This is a genomic window from Tsuneonella sediminis (genome assembly GCF_051912845.1).
In the GTDB taxonomy this organism is placed as follows: Bacteria; Pseudomonadota; Alphaproteobacteria; order Sphingomonadales; family Sphingomonadaceae; genus Tsuneonella; species Tsuneonella sediminis.
Genome location: NZ_JBNCBU010000001.1, coordinates 2,031,027 through 2,045,435 on the forward strand (window position 1 = coordinate 2,031,027; position 14,409 = coordinate 2,045,435).

At 67.4% G+C, this 14,409-nt stretch carries 17 protein-coding genes; 12 read left to right on the top strand and 5 right to left on the bottom strand.

The window, feature by feature from the left end; translation table 11 throughout:
- Positions 1–3: 3 nt before the first annotated feature.
- Positions 4–750, bottom strand: a complete 747-nt coding sequence (locus tag ACPV3N_RS10255) for a CPBP family glutamic-type intramembrane protease (protein WP_440117248.1) — start codon at positions 748–750, stop codon at positions 4–6.
- 48 nt (positions 751–798) lie between these two features.
- Here ACPV3N_RS10255 and ACPV3N_RS10260 point away from each other — a divergent pair, with 48 nt between their 5' ends.
- The 8 genes from ACPV3N_RS10260 to ACPV3N_RS10295 all read left to right on the top strand — a co-directional run bounded on the left by ACPV3N_RS10260 (position 799) and on the right by ACPV3N_RS10295 (position 5,313).
- Positions 799–1,542 carry a YebC/PmpR family DNA-binding transcriptional regulator gene (locus ACPV3N_RS10260; RefSeq protein WP_440117250.1) on the top strand — a complete coding sequence of 248 codons (744 nt, stop codon included), beginning with the start codon at positions 799–801 and terminating at the stop codon, positions 1,540–1,542.
- Entirely contained in the window at positions 1,542–1,895 is a 354-nt protein-coding gene (locus ACPV3N_RS10265) for a DUF3147 family protein (RefSeq protein ID WP_440117252.1), read from the top strand. Before ACPV3N_RS10260 ends, ACPV3N_RS10265 begins: the two co-directional genes overlap by 1 nt.
- 13 nt (positions 1,896–1,908) lie before the next feature.
- Positions 1,909–2,376 (top strand): crossover junction endodeoxyribonuclease RuvC, encoded by a 468-nt coding sequence (gene ruvC, locus ACPV3N_RS10270; RefSeq protein ID WP_440117254.1) that lies wholly within the window; start codon positions 1,909–1,911, stop codon positions 2,374–2,376.
- 155 nt (positions 2,377–2,531) lie between these two features.
- On the top strand, positions 2,532–2,843 hold the full coding sequence (locus ACPV3N_RS10275) for an antibiotic biosynthesis monooxygenase family protein (protein WP_440117256.1): 312 nt from the start codon (positions 2,532–2,534) through the stop codon (positions 2,841–2,843).
- On the top strand, positions 2,840–3,187 hold the full coding sequence (locus tag ACPV3N_RS10280; RefSeq protein WP_440117258.1) for an ArsC family reductase: 348 nt from the start codon (positions 2,840–2,842) through the stop codon (positions 3,185–3,187). The genes ACPV3N_RS10275 and ACPV3N_RS10280 overlap by 4 nt, the downstream gene beginning before the upstream one ends.
- Positions 3,184–3,750 carry a nicotinamide riboside transporter PnuC gene (gene pnuC / locus ACPV3N_RS10285; protein WP_440117260.1) on the top strand — a complete coding sequence of 189 codons (567 nt, stop codon included), beginning with the start codon at positions 3,184–3,186 and terminating at the stop codon, positions 3,748–3,750. The genes ACPV3N_RS10280 and pnuC overlap by 4 nt, the downstream gene beginning before the upstream one ends.
- Positions 3,747–4,256: an AAA family ATPase gene (locus ACPV3N_RS10290; protein ID WP_440117262.1), complete on the top strand. Its 510-nt coding sequence runs from the start codon at positions 3,747–3,749 to the stop codon at positions 4,254–4,256. Before pnuC ends, ACPV3N_RS10290 begins: the two co-directional genes overlap by 4 nt.
- Before the next feature lie 31 nt (positions 4,257–4,287).
- Complete coding sequence (locus tag ACPV3N_RS10295) at positions 4,288–5,313, top strand: glycerophosphodiester phosphodiesterase family protein (RefSeq protein ID WP_440117264.1); 1,026 nt, start codon at positions 4,288–4,290, stop codon at positions 5,311–5,313.
- Here the strand turns inward: ACPV3N_RS10295 and ubiG are convergent.
- Positions 5,291–6,052, bottom strand: coding sequence for a bifunctional 2-polyprenyl-6-hydroxyphenol methylase/3-demethylubiquinol 3-O-methyltransferase UbiG (gene ubiG / locus ACPV3N_RS10300; RefSeq protein WP_440117266.1), 762 nt, complete (start codon positions 6,050–6,052; stop codon positions 5,291–5,293). The genes ACPV3N_RS10295 and ubiG overlap by 23 nt on opposite strands.
- A 51-nt stretch (positions 6,053–6,103) precedes the next feature.
- Between ubiG and ACPV3N_RS10305 the strand changes: the two genes are divergently transcribed.
- From ACPV3N_RS10305 to ACPV3N_RS10320, 4 genes are all read left to right on the top strand, one after another.
- Positions 6,104–7,375: an aspartate kinase gene (locus ACPV3N_RS10305; protein WP_440117268.1), complete on the top strand. Its 1,272-nt coding sequence runs from the start codon at positions 6,104–6,106 to the stop codon at positions 7,373–7,375.
- Between the two features lie 223 nt (positions 7,376–7,598).
- Positions 7,599–8,513, top strand: a complete 915-nt coding sequence (locus tag ACPV3N_RS10310; protein WP_440117270.1) for a cytochrome c family protein — start codon at positions 7,599–7,601, stop codon at positions 8,511–8,513.
- 82 nt (positions 8,514–8,595) lie between these two features.
- Positions 8,596–11,169 carry a hypothetical protein gene (locus tag ACPV3N_RS10315; protein ID WP_440117272.1) on the top strand — a complete coding sequence of 858 codons (2,574 nt, stop codon included), beginning with the start codon at positions 8,596–8,598 and terminating at the stop codon, positions 11,167–11,169.
- A gap of 43 nt (positions 11,170–11,212) precedes the next feature.
- On the top strand, positions 11,213–12,223 hold the full coding sequence (locus ACPV3N_RS10320; RefSeq protein ID WP_440117274.1) for an NAD(P)H-dependent flavin oxidoreductase: 1,011 nt from the start codon (positions 11,213–11,215) through the stop codon (positions 12,221–12,223).
- Between the two features lie 3 nt (positions 12,224–12,226).
- Here ACPV3N_RS10320 and ACPV3N_RS10325 read toward each other — a convergent pair whose 3' ends face one another.
- From ACPV3N_RS10325 to ACPV3N_RS10335, 3 genes are all read right to left on the bottom strand, one after another.
- Positions 12,227–12,610, bottom strand: coding sequence for a VOC family protein (locus ACPV3N_RS10325; RefSeq protein ID WP_440117276.1), 384 nt, complete (start codon positions 12,608–12,610; stop codon positions 12,227–12,229).
- A 4-nt stretch (positions 12,611–12,614) separates the two neighbouring features.
- Positions 12,615–12,857, bottom strand: coding sequence for a hypothetical protein (locus ACPV3N_RS10330; RefSeq protein WP_440117278.1), 243 nt, complete (start codon positions 12,855–12,857; stop codon positions 12,615–12,617).
- 78 nt (positions 12,858–12,935) lie between these two features.
- A complete protein-coding gene (locus ACPV3N_RS10335; protein ID WP_440117280.1) occupies positions 12,936–14,360 on the bottom strand; it encodes an aldehyde dehydrogenase family protein in 1,425 nt (474 codons plus the stop codon).
- Positions 14,361–14,409: the final 49 nt, after the last annotated feature.

Below are 14,409 nucleotides of genomic sequence, written 5' to 3' on the forward strand. Positions count from 1 at the left end.
CGGTCAACCCGCGCCCGCCAGCACGATGGCGATGAACAGCGCGTTGTGGAGGACGTGCGTCAGGACCGCGCTCCACAGCCCGTAGGTTACCCGCAGGTACCCCAGGATCATCGCCAGCATCAGCTGCGGCAGCACGAGCGGCAGCCCGGCCGTGCCGGCGGCCGCGAAGTTCGTGAGGTGGATGACTGCGAAAGCCAGCACGCTGGCCCAGTAGAACCACGCGAAGTGCCGCTGCACGAACCCGATCGCGCCCCGCCGGCGAAAGAGGACCAGCGCCATGACCGCCAGGGCGGCGGCGATCGCGCCGATGAGCAGGAACGTCTGCGCGCGCGCCATGTCGTCGGCCGCAAAGGCGGTTCCGGCCGCAGGCAGCGCGACCATGGCGGCGATCGCCAGCGGGCTGGCCAGGATATGGCCGATCCGGCCCGACAGCCAGCCGCGGAACACGATTTCCTCGGCAACCGGCGCGCCCAGCACGATGAAGGCGATCACCGCGGGCTTGAGATCGACCTGATCGAGCATGTGTGCTGGCATCTGGAAGCCCAGTTGCAACGCCAGCGAAAGCACGCCGAGCAGGAGCGCCATGAGTGCCAGGTCGAGCCCGAACAGCGAGAACACGGCCCGCAACGCCGGTCGCGGAGCAAGCGCGGCGCGATCGGGCAGGGCGGGCCTGCGCACGAAGCCGGCCCACGTGCGCCAGTGGACGGGCGCGCGCACCGCCAACCCCGCTCTTGTCGGTTGCCCGCTCATGCGGCTAATGCGCCCCCGTTCCCGAAATTCCACATCAAGAACGGACTTATGGCAGGCCATTCCAAGTTCAAGAACATCATGCATCGCAAGGGCGCGCAGGACAAGAAGCGCTCGGCGCAGTTCAGCAAGCTTTCGCGCGAGATTACCGTGGCGGCGAAAATGGGCGCGCCGGACCCGGACATGAACCCGCGCCTGCGGCTGGCAGTCAACAACGCCAAGGCCGCCTCGATGCCCAAGGACAACATCCAGCGCGCGATCGACAAGGCGGCTGCGGCAGGCGGCGAGGACTACGAGGAAGTCCGCTACGAAGGCTATGGTCCCGGCGGAGTCGCGCTGATCGTCGAGGCGCTGACAGACAACCGCAACCGCACTGCGACCAACGTGCGCACCGCCTTCAGCAAGAACGGCGGCAACCTCGGCGCATCCGGCGCAGTCAGCCACGGGTTCGAGCGCAAGGGGATGATCGAATACGGGCCGGGTGCGGGCGACGAGGAAAAGGTCCTTGAGGCCGCGATCGAGGCCGGTGCCGACGACGTCGAGAGCACGGCGGATGGCCACACGATCTGGACCGACATGGAAGCGTTGCACGAAGTCGCCGGCAACCTCGAGAAAACGCTGGGCGAGGCCGAATCGGTCAAGCTCGCCTGGAAGCCGAATATCACCGTCGAGGTCGACGAAGCCAACGCCGGCACGCTCCTGAAGCTGGTCGACGCGCTCGACGACGACGATGACGTGCAGACGGTGTGGGGCAACTACGAAGTCTCCGACGAAATCCTCGAGAAGATCGGCTGATGAGCTGGGCGGTCGTTGCCAAGGCGCTGCTTGCCGGGGCGATGATCGCGACGATTTCCGAGATCGGCCGCCGCCTTCCAGCGACCGCTGCGATCGTCGCCTCGCTGCCGCTGGTGTCGGTGTTGGGCATGATCTTCCTGTGGCACGCCCGGCCCGATGCGGAGAACATGGCGGTCCATTCGGCGGCGACGTTCTGGTACGTCCTGCCGAGCCTGCCGATGTTCCTCCTCATCCCGGTCCTGCTGCGCAGCGGGATGAACTTCTGGCTCGCGCTGCTGGCCGGATGCGCGCTGACGGTCGTGCTCTACCTCGCGATGATGCAGGCCGGGCCTCGGCTGGGCCTGCGGATCTAGCACGCACCGCCCGATGGTGATCCTCGGCCTCGACCCGTCGCTGTCGCGCACCGGCTGGGGCGTCATCCGGGTCGAGGGATCGCGCACGAGCCACGTCGCCAACGGCGAGGTGCCGACCGACGCGAAGGCGCCGATGCCGGATCGGCTGCACCACCTTCACGATGCGGTCGCGGCGGTGCTCGCAGCCTATGCCCCCGACCGGGTCGCGGTCGAGGAGGTGTTCGCCAACAAGAACCCGCAGTCGACGCTGAAACTCGCGCAGGCGCGCGGCGCGGTGCTCGCTGCCTGCGGGCGCGCCCGGGTGCCGGTGCGCGAGCACGCTGCGCGGCTGGTCAAGAAGGCGGTCGTCGGCACCGGGGCGGCGGAAAAGGCGCAGGTGCAGGCGATGCTCAAGGTCCTGCTGCCGGGCGTCGCGCTCGCGGGAGCCGACGCGGCCGACGCGCTCGCGGTGGCGATCGCCGACGCGCATCTCGGCGGCTGATTTCCTACACCGCGTTTGCCTGATAGAGCCCGCCGAATGACCTGCCCGACCTTCCTCCTGCACGGCCCGGGTTGGGAGAAATCCGGAGTCCGGTCTTTTCATCCAGGAGAGTGTGACACGTGTGACACGGGTTCCACGGCCAGGGGATCCGCCTGATGTTCCTCGTCGTCTTCCGCAATCGCAAGCGCGCCGACATCGACGGGACCGCCTATGCCGCCGATGCCGCCGCGATGGAGGCGCTCGCGCGCCAGCAGCCGGGTTATCGCGCCTTCAAGTCGTACACTGCGGACGATGGCGAAGTCGTCGCGATCAGCGAATGGGAGGACGAGGCCTCGGCGCGCGCGTGGGGACGGCTTGCCGAACATCGCGCGGTCCAGCACAAGGGGCGCGAGGAATACTACGCCGGGTACACGCTGTTCGCCTGCGGCGACGTGCGGGTGCACCGCTTCGGGGGACCCACGGCTTGAGCATCGAATTTTACGGCATACCGGGGTGCGACACGGTGAAGAAGGCGCGCGGCTGGCTCGACGCGAACGGCGTGGCGTACACGTTCCACGACTACAAGAAGGAAGGCGCGGACGCCGACCTCGTGCGGGCATGGGTCCACGCCGTCGGGTGGGAGCGGCTGCTCAATCGCAGGGGCACGACCTTCCGCAAGCTCGAACCCGAGCAGAAGGAGGACCTCGACCAGGAAAAGGCGATCCGCCTGATGGTCGCGCAGCCCTCGTGCATCAAGCGGCCGGTCCTCTGTCACTCGGGCGGCGTGCTCGTCGGCTTCGACGCCGACGAGTGGGAGCGCAAGCTCGCGTGAGCCCGCTCGAAGTCGCCGGGGCCGTCCTCGGCTTCGTCAACATCGTTCTCCTCATCCGCCGGTCGGTGTGGAACTTCCCCGCCGCGATGGCGATGGTCACCTGCATCGGGATCGTCCTGTTCGAGGCCCGGCTCTACGCCGAGGCGGGGCTGCAGGTGTTCTTCTTCGTCGTGAACGCGTGGGGTTGGTGGCTGTGGAGCCGTGCGAAGGAGCCGGGCGCCGCCGTGCCGGTGCGCTGGCTCGGCTGGCCCGCGCGGCTCGCGTGGGGCGCGGCGACCGTGGTCCTCAGTCTCGCGCTCGGGCTTTCGCTGGCGCGGTGGACCGATGCCGCGCTGCCGCTGGCCGACAGTGCGGTTGCCGGGGCAAGCGTGGCAGCCCAGTTCCTCCTGAGCTTTCGCAGGGTGGAAAACTGGGTACTGTGGATCGGGATCGACGTCGCCTCGATCGCGCTCTATCTGGCGCGCGACCTCCAGCTCCTGGCCGTGCTCTACGGTGCGTTCCTGGTCCTGTCGGTAATCGGCCTGCGCGAATGGACGCGCGCGGCACGCAGGGAGCTTGCATGATCCGGGTGTGTTTCCACGGTGCCGAAAGCACCGGCAAAACCTCGCTCGCGGCGGCGCTGGCGGAAGAATTCGGGTGCCCGCTGGTGCCCGAATACGGGCGCACTCACGCTGAGACGATCGGGACGGACTTCTCGCTCGACGACCTTTTGGGAATTGCGCGCGAGCAGGACCGCCTGATGCGGGCCGCCTGCGAAGGGGATCCCCCTCTCGTGTTGCTCGACACCGACCCGCTGATGACCGCCGCCTGGGCGCAGATGCTGTTCGGCGAGATTCCGCCCGGACTGCTCGATTACGCGAAGGCCGAACTCTATCTCCTGTTCTCTCCCGACGTGCCATGGGTATATGACGGCACCCGCTTCTTCGGTCTTCACGAGGCGCGGCGCGAGTTTGCCGGCATCGCCGCGGACCTGCTCGAGCGCGAGCAAGTGCCCTTCGTGCTTATCTCGGGCGACTGGAAGGCGCGCGCGTCGCAGGCGCGCGCTGCCATCGCCGCCGCGCTCGGTTGATATTCAGGTGCCCAGCGCCAGAAGCCGCCGCATGCGACTCTTCCTCGTACTCGCCGCGCTCGTCGCCGCAATGCCTGCCCAGGCGCAGTTGATCATCGCGCACCGAGGCGCAAGCGGTGAGCGGCCCGAGCACACGCTGGCGGCATACGAGCGCGCTATCGACGCGGGCGCCGACTTCATCGAGCCGGACCTCGTGGTGACGAAGGACCTGGTCCTCGTCGCGCGGCACGAGAACGAACTGTCCGACACCACCGACGTGGCCTCGCGCGCCGAATTCGCCGGTCGCCGGCAATCGAAGGAGATCGACGGCGAGCTGGTGTCGGGCTGGTTTGCCGAGGACTTCACCCTCGCCGAACTGCGTACCCTCCGGGCGAGGGAGCGCATTCCCGGCCTGCGCCCTGCCAACGCGCGGTTCGACGGGCTCTATCAGGTTCCCACCTTCGCCGAGATCGTCGCACTGGTGCGCGCGAAGAAGGCTGAAACCGGCAGGACCGTGGGCCTCTATCCCGAACTCAAGCACCCTACCTTCCTGCTCCAGCAGGGGATCGACAGCGTGGACCTTTTGGTCGCTGCGCTGAAAAAGGACGGGTTGCTCGGCGGGACCGAGGTCCCCGTGTTCGTCCAGGCGTTCGACGTCGCACCGCTCCAGCGGCTCCACAGGCTCGTCGACCTGCCGCTCGTCCAGCTCGTCGCGGCGACCGGCGGTCCGGCAGACGAAGCGGGCATGTCCTATGCGGAGATGATAACCCCTTCGGGTCTGGCGCAGATCGCCCGGTACGCCGACGCGATCGGGCCGGACGTGAGGATGCTGGTGGGCACGGACGGCCGCCCCTCCGGACTGGTCGAGGCTGCGCACGCGGCGGGCCTGGAGGCCCACGGCTGGACCGTCCGCAAGGAGAACGCGTTTCTCCCGTCTCCCTTCCGGCGCGGTTCGGACGAGGCGGCGATGGGCGACTTTGCCGGGGCGTGGGCCTTGCTCGCCGCGACCGGGGTGGACGCGCTGTTCACCGACGATCCAGCGCTAGCAGCGAAGATCAGGAAGACCGCGTCGCGGTGACAATGTAGTTCAGCGACTGGTCGGACGACAGGTGCAGGCCTTTCGCCGGCGAGAACGCGATGCCCACGGGGTCGCCCATCGCGAGACCGGCCGACGCCAGCAGGTCACGCAGTTCGTCGGGTGTGACGAAGTCGTCCCAGTGATGGGTCCCCTTCGGCACCACCCCGACCGCTTCGGCCGCGCCCACCATGAGGAATCGCGACCGGACCGTGCGGTTGGGTGTCGACAGTACCATGAGCCCGCCCGGCGCGAGCCTGCGAGCCAGCGCGGACACGAAGGCGGGCTTGTCGCCCACGTGCTCGATCACCTCCATGCAGGTGACGAGGTCGAACCGCCCAATGTCGAGCGCGCCGACCTCGCCCGCAAGATAGCGGATGGACAGCCCCGCGCCTTTGGCGTGCACCCTTGCGGCCGCGACGTTCTCGGGCGCGGCGTCGATCCCGGTGACCTCGCCGCCCAGCCGCGCGAGCGGCTCGCAGAGGAGGCCCGCACCGCAGCCCACGTCGAGCGCGGTCTTGCCCAAGAGCGGACGGACGCTTTCCGGGTCGCAGGTCCAGTGCGCGTCGACTGCCTCTCGCAAGAAGGCGAGCCGCACGGGATTGAGGCGGTGGAGCATTGCCGAGGACCCCTTCGGATCCCACCAGTCGGCCGCCAGCTTGCCGAAATGCGCGGCCTCGTCCTGACGGATCGTTGGCGCGCTTGAAGATTTCGTATCCGCCGGGGCTGTTGCATCGCTCATGCCCGGTCCCTAACAGCGCGGGCGAAAGTCATCCAGCAGGAGCATCTTCGCTTGGCCCGGATCGTGATGAAATTCGGCGGCACCTCGATGGCCGGGACCGAGCGCATCCGGCGCGTGGCGAACATCGTGCGCAGGCAGGCCGCGGGCGGGAACGAGGTTGCCGTGGTCGTGTCCGCGATGGCTGGCGAGACCGATCGCCTCGTCAATTTCTGCCGCGAGGCGAACCCGCTCTACGACCCGGCCGAATACGACGTCGTGGTGGCGAGCGGGGAGCAGGTGACCAGCGGCCTCCTCGCGCTCACGCTCCAGGCGCTGGGCTGCAAGGCGCGTTCGTGGCTCGGATGGCAGCTTCCGGTCCGCACGATCGAGGCGCACGCCAAGGCGCGGATCGAGGGGATCGACAGCGACGGCGTACTCGCCAGCATGGCGGCGGGCGAGATCGCGGTGATCCCCGGCTTCCAGGGCATGGGCGCCGACGGCAGGGTGACGACCCTCGGGCGCGGCGGGTCCGATACATCGGCGGTCGCGGTGGCGGCGGCGATCGGGGCCGACCGCTGCGACATCTACACCGACGTCGACGGGGTCTACACCACCGATCCCAGGATCGTCGCCAAGGCGCGCAAGCTGAAGGCGGTGACGTACGAGGAAATGCTCGAACTGGCCTCGGTCGGTGCGAAGGTATTGCAGACCCGTTCGGTCGGCCTGGCGATGAAGGAGGGCGTGCGGGTGCAGGTCCTCTCCAGCTTCATCGGCGACGACGCCGTCCCGGCGGACGACCTCCCCGGCACGATGATCGTGTCGGAAGAGGAAATGAACGACCTAGTGGAGAACGGCGAAATGGAACGCCAGCACGTCACCGGCATCGCGCACGACAAGAACGAGGCGAAGGTGATCCTCACCCGCGTGCCCGACAAGCCGGGTGCGGTGGCGCACATCTTCGAGCCGCTCGCGGCCGCCTCGATCAACGTCGACATGATCATCCAGAACGTCGGCCGCGACAAGGGCGAGACCGACGTGACCTTCACCGTGCCGATGGCCGACCTCGCCCGGGCGCAGGCGCTGCTGGAGGACAAGCGCGCGGACATCGGCTTTAACCGCATCATCACCGACAGCAAGATCGCCAAGATCAGCGTGGTGGGCGTCGGCATGAAGAGCCACGCGGGCGTCGCTGCGACGATGTTCAAGGCGCTCGCCGAACGCGGGATCAACATCCAGGCGATCTCGACCTCCGAGATCAAGGTTTCGGTGATGATCGATGAGGACGAGACCGAACTCGCGGTCCGTGTGCTGCATACCGCATACGGCCTCGATGCGAGCGACTGAACGGGGAAAGGATATTAACCTAAGTGAGATTGGGAGCACTATCCAAGGTTAGTAAGTTTCTGAAAATGTTGATTTAATTTGGCACGAGCTGCGGTTTGTCGCTGGTAAGGCACAGACTAACGGCGTAGTAACTTCGGTTACCGGCAGCACTTTCGAGTCGCGGGCTGCCTGGTTGCCCTTCAGCACGGAAATACCGGCGAGGGCCCAACTGGAGGCACTAGCCATGAAGAAGTCCATTGCCCTTGTGGCGGTGTGCGCCACCGCGCTCTCGCCGATTTTTACTACTCCCGCGTATGCGGCCGATCCTACCCCCAGCAATGCCGCGATCATGCAGGCGAACTGCGCGGCTTTCGTGACGACCAATTACGGTCCCATCACGCCCAGTCTCAACAGCACGTACTATTCCTTTGAAGTCGATTTCGACGGTGTCGATGCCGACCCGGTCTTCGACCCGGCCACGCGCGTAAACGATGAAACCACCTGGACTCCGGACCTGACGAGCGCGCGGACGCTGAATGGCCCCGATGCGTCTCAGTCGACCCAACTTCGCCGCAACGGCAAGAGCCCGAACATCTTCGCGACCGACGTGCGCGCAAGCTCGGAAACGTGGAGCAACAATTCGGTCGAGTACAATATCGACGGCACCGTGACGACGACGTTCACGTACCAGTGCGACGTCACGGAGCATGAGTGGACGCCGCCTACTCCGGCCCGGTTCACCTACAAGCTGAAGCCCGGTAGCCCGGCGAACGACGACTGTTCGCGCTTCGACGACGACTTCGACCACCCGAACTACGGACAAGCAAGAGGCAACTGTGTTGTCGACACTACCATCCCGGGAGCGCCTGGCTTCTTCACCCTGGACGATCTTGGGCTAGTGGGCGCCTTTGCCCCGATCGAGCAGACTTCGGATCCGGAAACCTACGGACCGTTCCTCGATCCGAATGCCGGCCCGCACACTTACTTCGATACGAATGCGCTGGGTCACGCTGTGGTGTGCATCTCGCCCGGATCGAAGGGCGGCGAATGGCGCGCACAGAATGGCTACGGTGGTCTTGGCGGTGCGTGCTCGACTGCGACCTTCAACGGGATTCCGCCGGGAACTCCCATCCCGTCGAATTCGCTGCCCGTGAGTTAACCGACAGGAAGAACTTCAAGACTACGCCTCGCCGGTGCATAACCGGCGGGGCGTTCCTTTTCAGGGGCAGAGGTCGAAGCGGATGTACAGCAAAGCCCGCAACCGGCGCCGCCGCGGCGCACCCTTGACGCTGTGGCTTGGGGCGGCCGCGATCGCGCTGGCCGGGCCCGCGGTGGCGCAGGAAGCCCCAGCACCTACTCCTACCCCCTCTCCAGCCTCCACCGACCCCGACCCGGACCCGCCCGGCACGATCGTCGTCATCGGGGACCGGGCGATCATCGCCAGTCTCAAGGATTTCGCGGTCGAGCAGACCTACGACGAGGATGCCGTCGGCTCGTATGCGGCCGGCTCGGTGGGCGAGGTGCTCGACGCGATCCGCGAGGAGAACGGCGACGAGAACCCCGCCTTCCTCGTCAACGGACGCCCGGTGGCCGATGCCGGCGACATTTCCGACCTGCCGCCCGAGGCGATCCAGCGGATAGAGACCTTGCCGCGCGGCGCCGCGCAGCGCGTCAACGGCGCGCCCGGACAGCGCGCCTACAACGTGGTGCTGAAGCGCCAGCTGCGCACCGCGGTCGTCACCGCGAGCGACGAGATCGCCACCGACGGCGGCTGGTCGAACGTCCGCGGCGCGTTGCAGCTGACCCGCATCGAGGGCCAGAACCGCCTGAACCTGTCGCTCACCGGTGGCGATTCGGGCTTCCTTCTGGAAAGCGAGCGGCCGTTCGTGCCTCGCACCGAGGATACGTACTACGCGCCGGCGGGCAACGTTCTGCCCGCATTCGGCCGGGCCGAGGTCTCCCCCGCGCTCAGCGCGCTTGCCGGCCGCCCGGTGACCACGGTCGCGCTGCCAGCGGGGCTGGCCGCGCCCACGCTTGCCGCGCTGGTGCCGGGGGCCAACACGCTCAATGCCAGCAACCGCGCCGATTTCCGCTCGCTGCGCGGCGCCTCGCGGCCGATCAACCTGTCGCTGTCGGGCAACCGGCAGCTCGACGACCGGTTCTCGCTGTCGTTCAACGCCGGCGCGAGCTGGAGCGACAGCCGCAGCCTGACGGGCCTCGTCCGCTCGCGGATAACGGTCCCCGCCGCGAACGCGTTCTCGCCGTTCGGCGTGCCGGTGACGCTCTACCTCGAGGATCCCGATCGCCCGCTGCTCAGCCGGTCGAAGTCGAACTCGCAGAACTTCTCGACGACGCTCAACGCGCTCATCGGGCAATGGCGCGGAAGCCTGAACACGCGGTTCGACCGGCGCGAAACGGACTCGGCGTTCGCCTTCGCCGGGCCGCTGTCTCCGCTGGCGAATACGACCAACCCGTTCGACGGCACGCTGGCGGCGCAAATCCCCCTTACCGAGAGCCGCAACCGCAGCCGTACCCTCACGGCATCGATTTCGGCCGAGGCGTCCGGCGCGCTCGTCGACCTGTGGGCCGGCCCGCTCGAGGCGCGCGCGACCACCTCGTACGCGTGGGATTCGTACCGGGGCACCTCGACCACCAGCGGAACCCAGGGGCTCGACCAGCACCAGTTCACCGTAGGCGGGGGGCTCTCGCTGCCGCTGACTTCCCGTGACCGTAACGCCCTGGGCGGTCTGGGTGACAGCGACGTCGCCATCGACGTCGGCTACGTCGATCTCGAAGGCTTCGGATCGCTCAGCCGCAACGCGCTGTCGCTGAACTGGCAGCCCGCCCAATGGCTGCGCCTCGTGGCCCGGACGACCCGCGACGAATCCGCGATCAGCCCGTTCCTGCTGGCGGCCCCGGCGACGCGGGTGGAGGACCTTCCCTATTTCGACCCGGTGACCGGTGAATCGGTCGACGTGACCGCGATCTTCGGGGGCGTCGCCGGGCTCCTGCCCGAGGACCGCCGCACCCGCAGCATTGCTCTGACGGCGACGCCGTGGAAGGCCTACAACATGCAGCTCGACGCCGAATACAGCGTCGATGACCTGCGCAACCAGATCGGCGCGCTGCCCGAGCCGAGCCCGGCCGTGCTCGCCGCGTTTCCGGACCGGTTCGTGCGCGATGCCTCGGGCACGCTCATCCTTGTCGACAGCCGGTCGATAAACCTCACCCGCGAGCGCAGTGAACGGCTGCGGCTCGGCGTGCGTTACACGCTGCCGCTTGGAGCGCCGCCGCGGCGCGTCCCCGCAAGCGAAGGCCGGCCGGCCTATCGCACCAAGCAGACCAAGCTGCAGGTCTCCCTCCTGCACACCGAACTGCTGTCGAACACTTCGGTCATCCGCCCGGGCCTGCCGGTGATCGACTTGCTGGGCGGCGCCGCGATCGGCTTCGGGGGCGCGCAGCCGCGCGGCACCACGAGCGCCAACTTCGCGCTGACCCGGGGCGGTACCGGGGCGCGGATGGATTTCCGCCGCCGTGGCCCGAGCCGGTTGCTCTATGGGTCGCTTGCCAACCCGCAGCTGCTCGACTTCGGCCAGCTGACTACGCTCGACATGAAGCTCTACAGCGATCTCGGTGACTTCTTCCGCGAGAGCAAGCTGGCCAAGGGCACGCGCGTCACGCTGGCGAGCGACAACGTGTTCAATCGCCGGCAGAGCGTGACCGATCCCGACGGTTTCGCGCCGCAGGCGTACCAGAAGATCCGCCGCGACGCGTTGGGGCGAACGGTCCAGTTCGAACTGCGCAAGTCGTTCTAGGCCCGCTTGCCGCCCGGCGGGTGCGCGCCTATGCGCCTCGCCCATGACCAGCTATCCCAAGACCTCGGCGCTGATGGCGCGCGGCCGCGAGTTCCTCGGCACCGAATACGCGATCTTGTGCGGCGCGATGAGCTGGGTGTCGGAGCGCAACCTCGTTTCCGCGATCAGCAACGCAGGCGGCTTCGGCGTGATCGCGTGCGGCGCCATGACGCCCGAGCTGCTCGACGCCGAGATCGCCGCAACGAAGGCGATGACCGACAGGCCGTTCGGGGTGAACCTCATTACCATGCACCCCCAGCTGTTCGACCTGATCGAGGTCTGCGGCAGGCACGGCGTGGGCCACGTCGTGCTGGCGGGCGGCATTCCGCCCAAGGGTAGCGTCGAGGCGATCAAGGCTTTCGATGCCCGGGTAATCGTCTTTGCACCCACGCTCGCGCTCGCGAAAAAGCTGCTGCGGTCGGGCGGCGATGCGCTGGTGATCGAAGGCATGGAAGCGGGCGGACACATCGGCCCGGTTTCCACCAGCGTCCTGGCGCAGGAATTCCTGCCCGAGCTTTCGGCCGATCACCTCGTCTTCGTCGCCGGCGGGATCGGCCGCGGCGAGGCGATCGCGGGCTATCTTGAAATGGGCGCGGTGGGCGTGCAGCTCGGCACCCGCTTCGCCTGCGCGACCGAAAGCATCGCGCACCCGAATTTCAAGAAGGCTTTTTTCCGCGCCGGCGCGCGCGACGCGGTAGCGAGCGTGCAAGTCGATCCCCGGCTGCCGGTAATCCCCGTTCGCGCGCTGAGAAACAAGGGGACCGAGGCTTTCAGCGCCAAGCAGCGCGAGGTCGCGAACCTGCTCGACAGCGAGAGCCTGCCGATGGCCGAGGCGCAGCTGCAGATCGAGCATTACTGGGCAGGCGCGCTGCGCCGCGCGGTGATCGACGGCGATGTCGAGAACGGCAGCCTCATGGCTGGCCAGTCGGTCGGCATGGTCAAGGCGGAGGAGCCGGTGGCCGAGATCATCGCGCAACTGATGGCCGAAAGCGAGGCGGCGCTTTCGCGCCGCTGAGCGTCATTCCATCGGCTTGGGCTGCCAGAGCTCGAGCTTGCGCCCTTCGGGGTCCATGATGTGGGCGAAGTCGCCGTTCGCCTCGCCCATCATGGTCGCGACCGGCTCGACGCCGTGACGGGCGCAGCGCTCGAGCATGCCTTCGAGATCGTCGACCATCAGGTTGATCATGAAAGGTTCGCCCGACGGCTCGAAGTAGTCGGTCGACGCCTCGAAGGGGCAGAACACGGTGCCGGCGCCCGGCTGGGCCGCGGCTACCTGCGGCAGAAACACGGTTCCGCCCCAATGGTCGAATTCGATGCCCAGGACGCGGGCATACCACTCGCGCGTTGCCGCGGGATCTTCCGATTTGAAGAAAAGCCCGCCGAGGCCCAGGATCGAAGCCATTCCGTCAGCCGAACCAGCGGCGCTTCTTGGCAGGCTGGGGCAGCCTGCCGGAGATACTGAACAGGTAATTCGCGAGGACCGCCGCCTGGTTCTTGGTCATGAAATAGCGCACCTCGTCGACCCGCGTGCCGCTGGATCCCGGTCGTTTCGACTGCACCTTGACCATGACCCGGTCGCCGAAATCCTCGTGCGTCCAACCTACCAGCGCGCCGAATTGTTCGAACGGTTCGGTTTCAACGGTCGCCATGCACCGGCCCCCCTCCGGCGTGGATGATGAACCGCGGCGCGCGGGCGCGCAAGGCCCCGCGCGCACGCTGCCCACCGGTCAGGCAAAGGCATTGCGGCGGACGGTGATCACCTGCGGATATGTGAATTCCTTGAGGCCCTCGATCCCGTATTCTGCCCCGAAGCCGGACTGCTTGTGGCCGCCGAAAGGGGCGAACGGGGACAGATGCATGAACTCGTTCACCCACACCGTGCCCGTCTCGAGCTGCTCGGCGATCTCGACGCCCTTGTCGGGATCACTCGTCCAGACTGCGCCCGCGAGCCCGTATTCGGAATTGTTGGCGCGCTCGATCGCCTCCTCGGTGGTCGAGAACTTCATCAGCGGCATGACCGGGCCGAACTGTTCCTCGGCGACAATCCGCGCGTCCTCGGGCGGGTTGTCGAGGATCGTGATCGGCACGTAGTAGCCGGTCCCGCTTGGGTCGACATCGCCGCCGACGAGGAACTTGTAGCCGTTCTCCTTGGCGTCCTCGATCAGCTCGCAGACGCGGTCGAACTGCTTCTTGTTCTGAATCGGCCCGACGCCAGTACCCTGCTGGCTGCCGTCGCCGACCTTCACCTGCTTCGCGTACTCAGCGATCGCCCGGCTAAGCTCGTCGTAGATGTCCTCGTGGATGTAGATCCGCTTGGCGGCGATGCAGACCTGTCCGGCGTTCGAGAAGCTCGACCAGAACAACTGCTCGGCGACCTTCTCGACGTCGGCATCGGGCAGCACGATCGAGGCGTCGTTGCCGCCGAGTTCGAGGGTGATGCGCTTGAGGTCCTTCGACGCGCCCTCCATGATCTTCCTGCCGGTGGCGGTGCTGCCGGTGAAGGTAATCTTGTCGATGTCCGGATGCCCGGTGATGAGCGGGCCCAGGCTGTCCTCGCCGGTGATGATGTTGACGACGCCCGCGGGCACCACGTCCCTGATCAGCTCGGCGATCCTGAGCGTGGTCAGCGGGGTGAACGGGGAGGGCTTGAGCACGATCGTGCAGCCAGCGATCAGCGCCGGGGCAATCTTCTGCATCGCCATCATCACCGGGAAGTTCCACGGCACGATCCCGCCGACCACGCCGACGGGAACCCGCCGCGTGCGCGACAGGCGGGTGTCGTCGTCCTGGTTGATCACGTCGTCGAGCGTCAGGGTCGACTGCGCCGCGACGAGCCCGGCCGCGCCGTAGATCTCCTGCTGCGCTTGCGCGTGCGGTTTGCCCTGCTCGGTGGTCAGGAGGCGGAAGAGTTCGTCGGCGTTGCCCTTGATCGCCGCGGCGATGCCCTGGACGACCTTCTGCCGCTCTTCGGGCGAAGTCTTGCGCCAGGTCCCGAATGCGCGCCGCGCTGCGGCGACTGCGCGGTCGAGTTCGTCCCCGCCGCACGCCGGGACCAGGCCGACGACCTGCTCATTGGCGGGGTTCAGCACTTCGAGCGTCGCATCGGTGGTGACGAGTTCGCCGTCGATCAGGCAGGGATATGTGTGGGCCATGGGGTCTCTCTCCGCGGATTGGAATCGGTTTTGTCGGGCAACCTAACAG

What these genes read in the sequence shown, in the direction of transcription:
- ACPV3N_RS10255 (WP_440117248.1), bottom strand. Translation starts at nt 750, where the DNA reads ATGAGCGGGCAACCGACAAGAGCGGGGTTGGCGGTGCGCGCGCCCGTC.
- ACPV3N_RS10260 (WP_440117250.1), top strand. Translation starts at nt 799, where the DNA reads ATGGCAGGCCATTCCAAGTTCAAGAACATCATGCATCGCAAGGGCGCG.
- ACPV3N_RS10265 (WP_440117252.1), top strand. Translation starts at nt 1,542, where the DNA reads ATGAGCTGGGCGGTCGTTGCCAAGGCGCTGCTTGCCGGGGCGATGATC.
- ruvC (WP_440117254.1), top strand. Translation starts at nt 1,909, where the DNA reads ATGGTGATCCTCGGCCTCGACCCGTCGCTGTCGCGCACCGGCTGGGGC.
- ACPV3N_RS10275 (WP_440117256.1), top strand. Translation starts at nt 2,532, where the DNA reads ATGTTCCTCGTCGTCTTCCGCAATCGCAAGCGCGCCGACATCGACGGG.
- ACPV3N_RS10290 (WP_440117262.1), top strand. Translation starts at nt 3,747, where the DNA reads ATGATCCGGGTGTGTTTCCACGGTGCCGAAAGCACCGGCAAAACCTCG.
- ACPV3N_RS10295 (WP_440117264.1), top strand. Translation starts at nt 4,288, where the DNA reads ATGCGACTCTTCCTCGTACTCGCCGCGCTCGTCGCCGCAATGCCTGCC.
- ubiG (WP_440117266.1), bottom strand. Translation starts at nt 6,052, where the DNA reads ATGAGCGATGCAACAGCCCCGGCGGATACGAAATCTTCAAGCGCGCCA.
- ACPV3N_RS10310 (WP_440117270.1), top strand. Translation starts at nt 7,599, where the DNA reads ATGAAGAAGTCCATTGCCCTTGTGGCGGTGTGCGCCACCGCGCTCTCG.
- ACPV3N_RS10315 (WP_440117272.1), top strand. Translation starts at nt 8,596, where the DNA reads ATGTACAGCAAAGCCCGCAACCGGCGCCGCCGCGGCGCACCCTTGACG.
- ACPV3N_RS10320 (WP_440117274.1), top strand. Translation starts at nt 11,213, where the DNA reads ATGACCAGCTATCCCAAGACCTCGGCGCTGATGGCGCGCGGCCGCGAG.
- ACPV3N_RS10325 (WP_440117276.1), bottom strand. Translation starts at nt 12,610, where the DNA reads ATGGCTTCGATCCTGGGCCTCGGCGGGCTTTTCTTCAAATCGGAAGAT.
- ACPV3N_RS10330 (WP_440117278.1), bottom strand. Translation starts at nt 12,857, where the DNA reads ATGGCGACCGTTGAAACCGAACCGTTCGAACAATTCGGCGCGCTGGTA.
- ACPV3N_RS10335 (WP_440117280.1), bottom strand. Translation starts at nt 14,360, where the DNA reads ATGGCCCACACATATCCCTGCCTGATCGACGGCGAACTCGTCACCACC.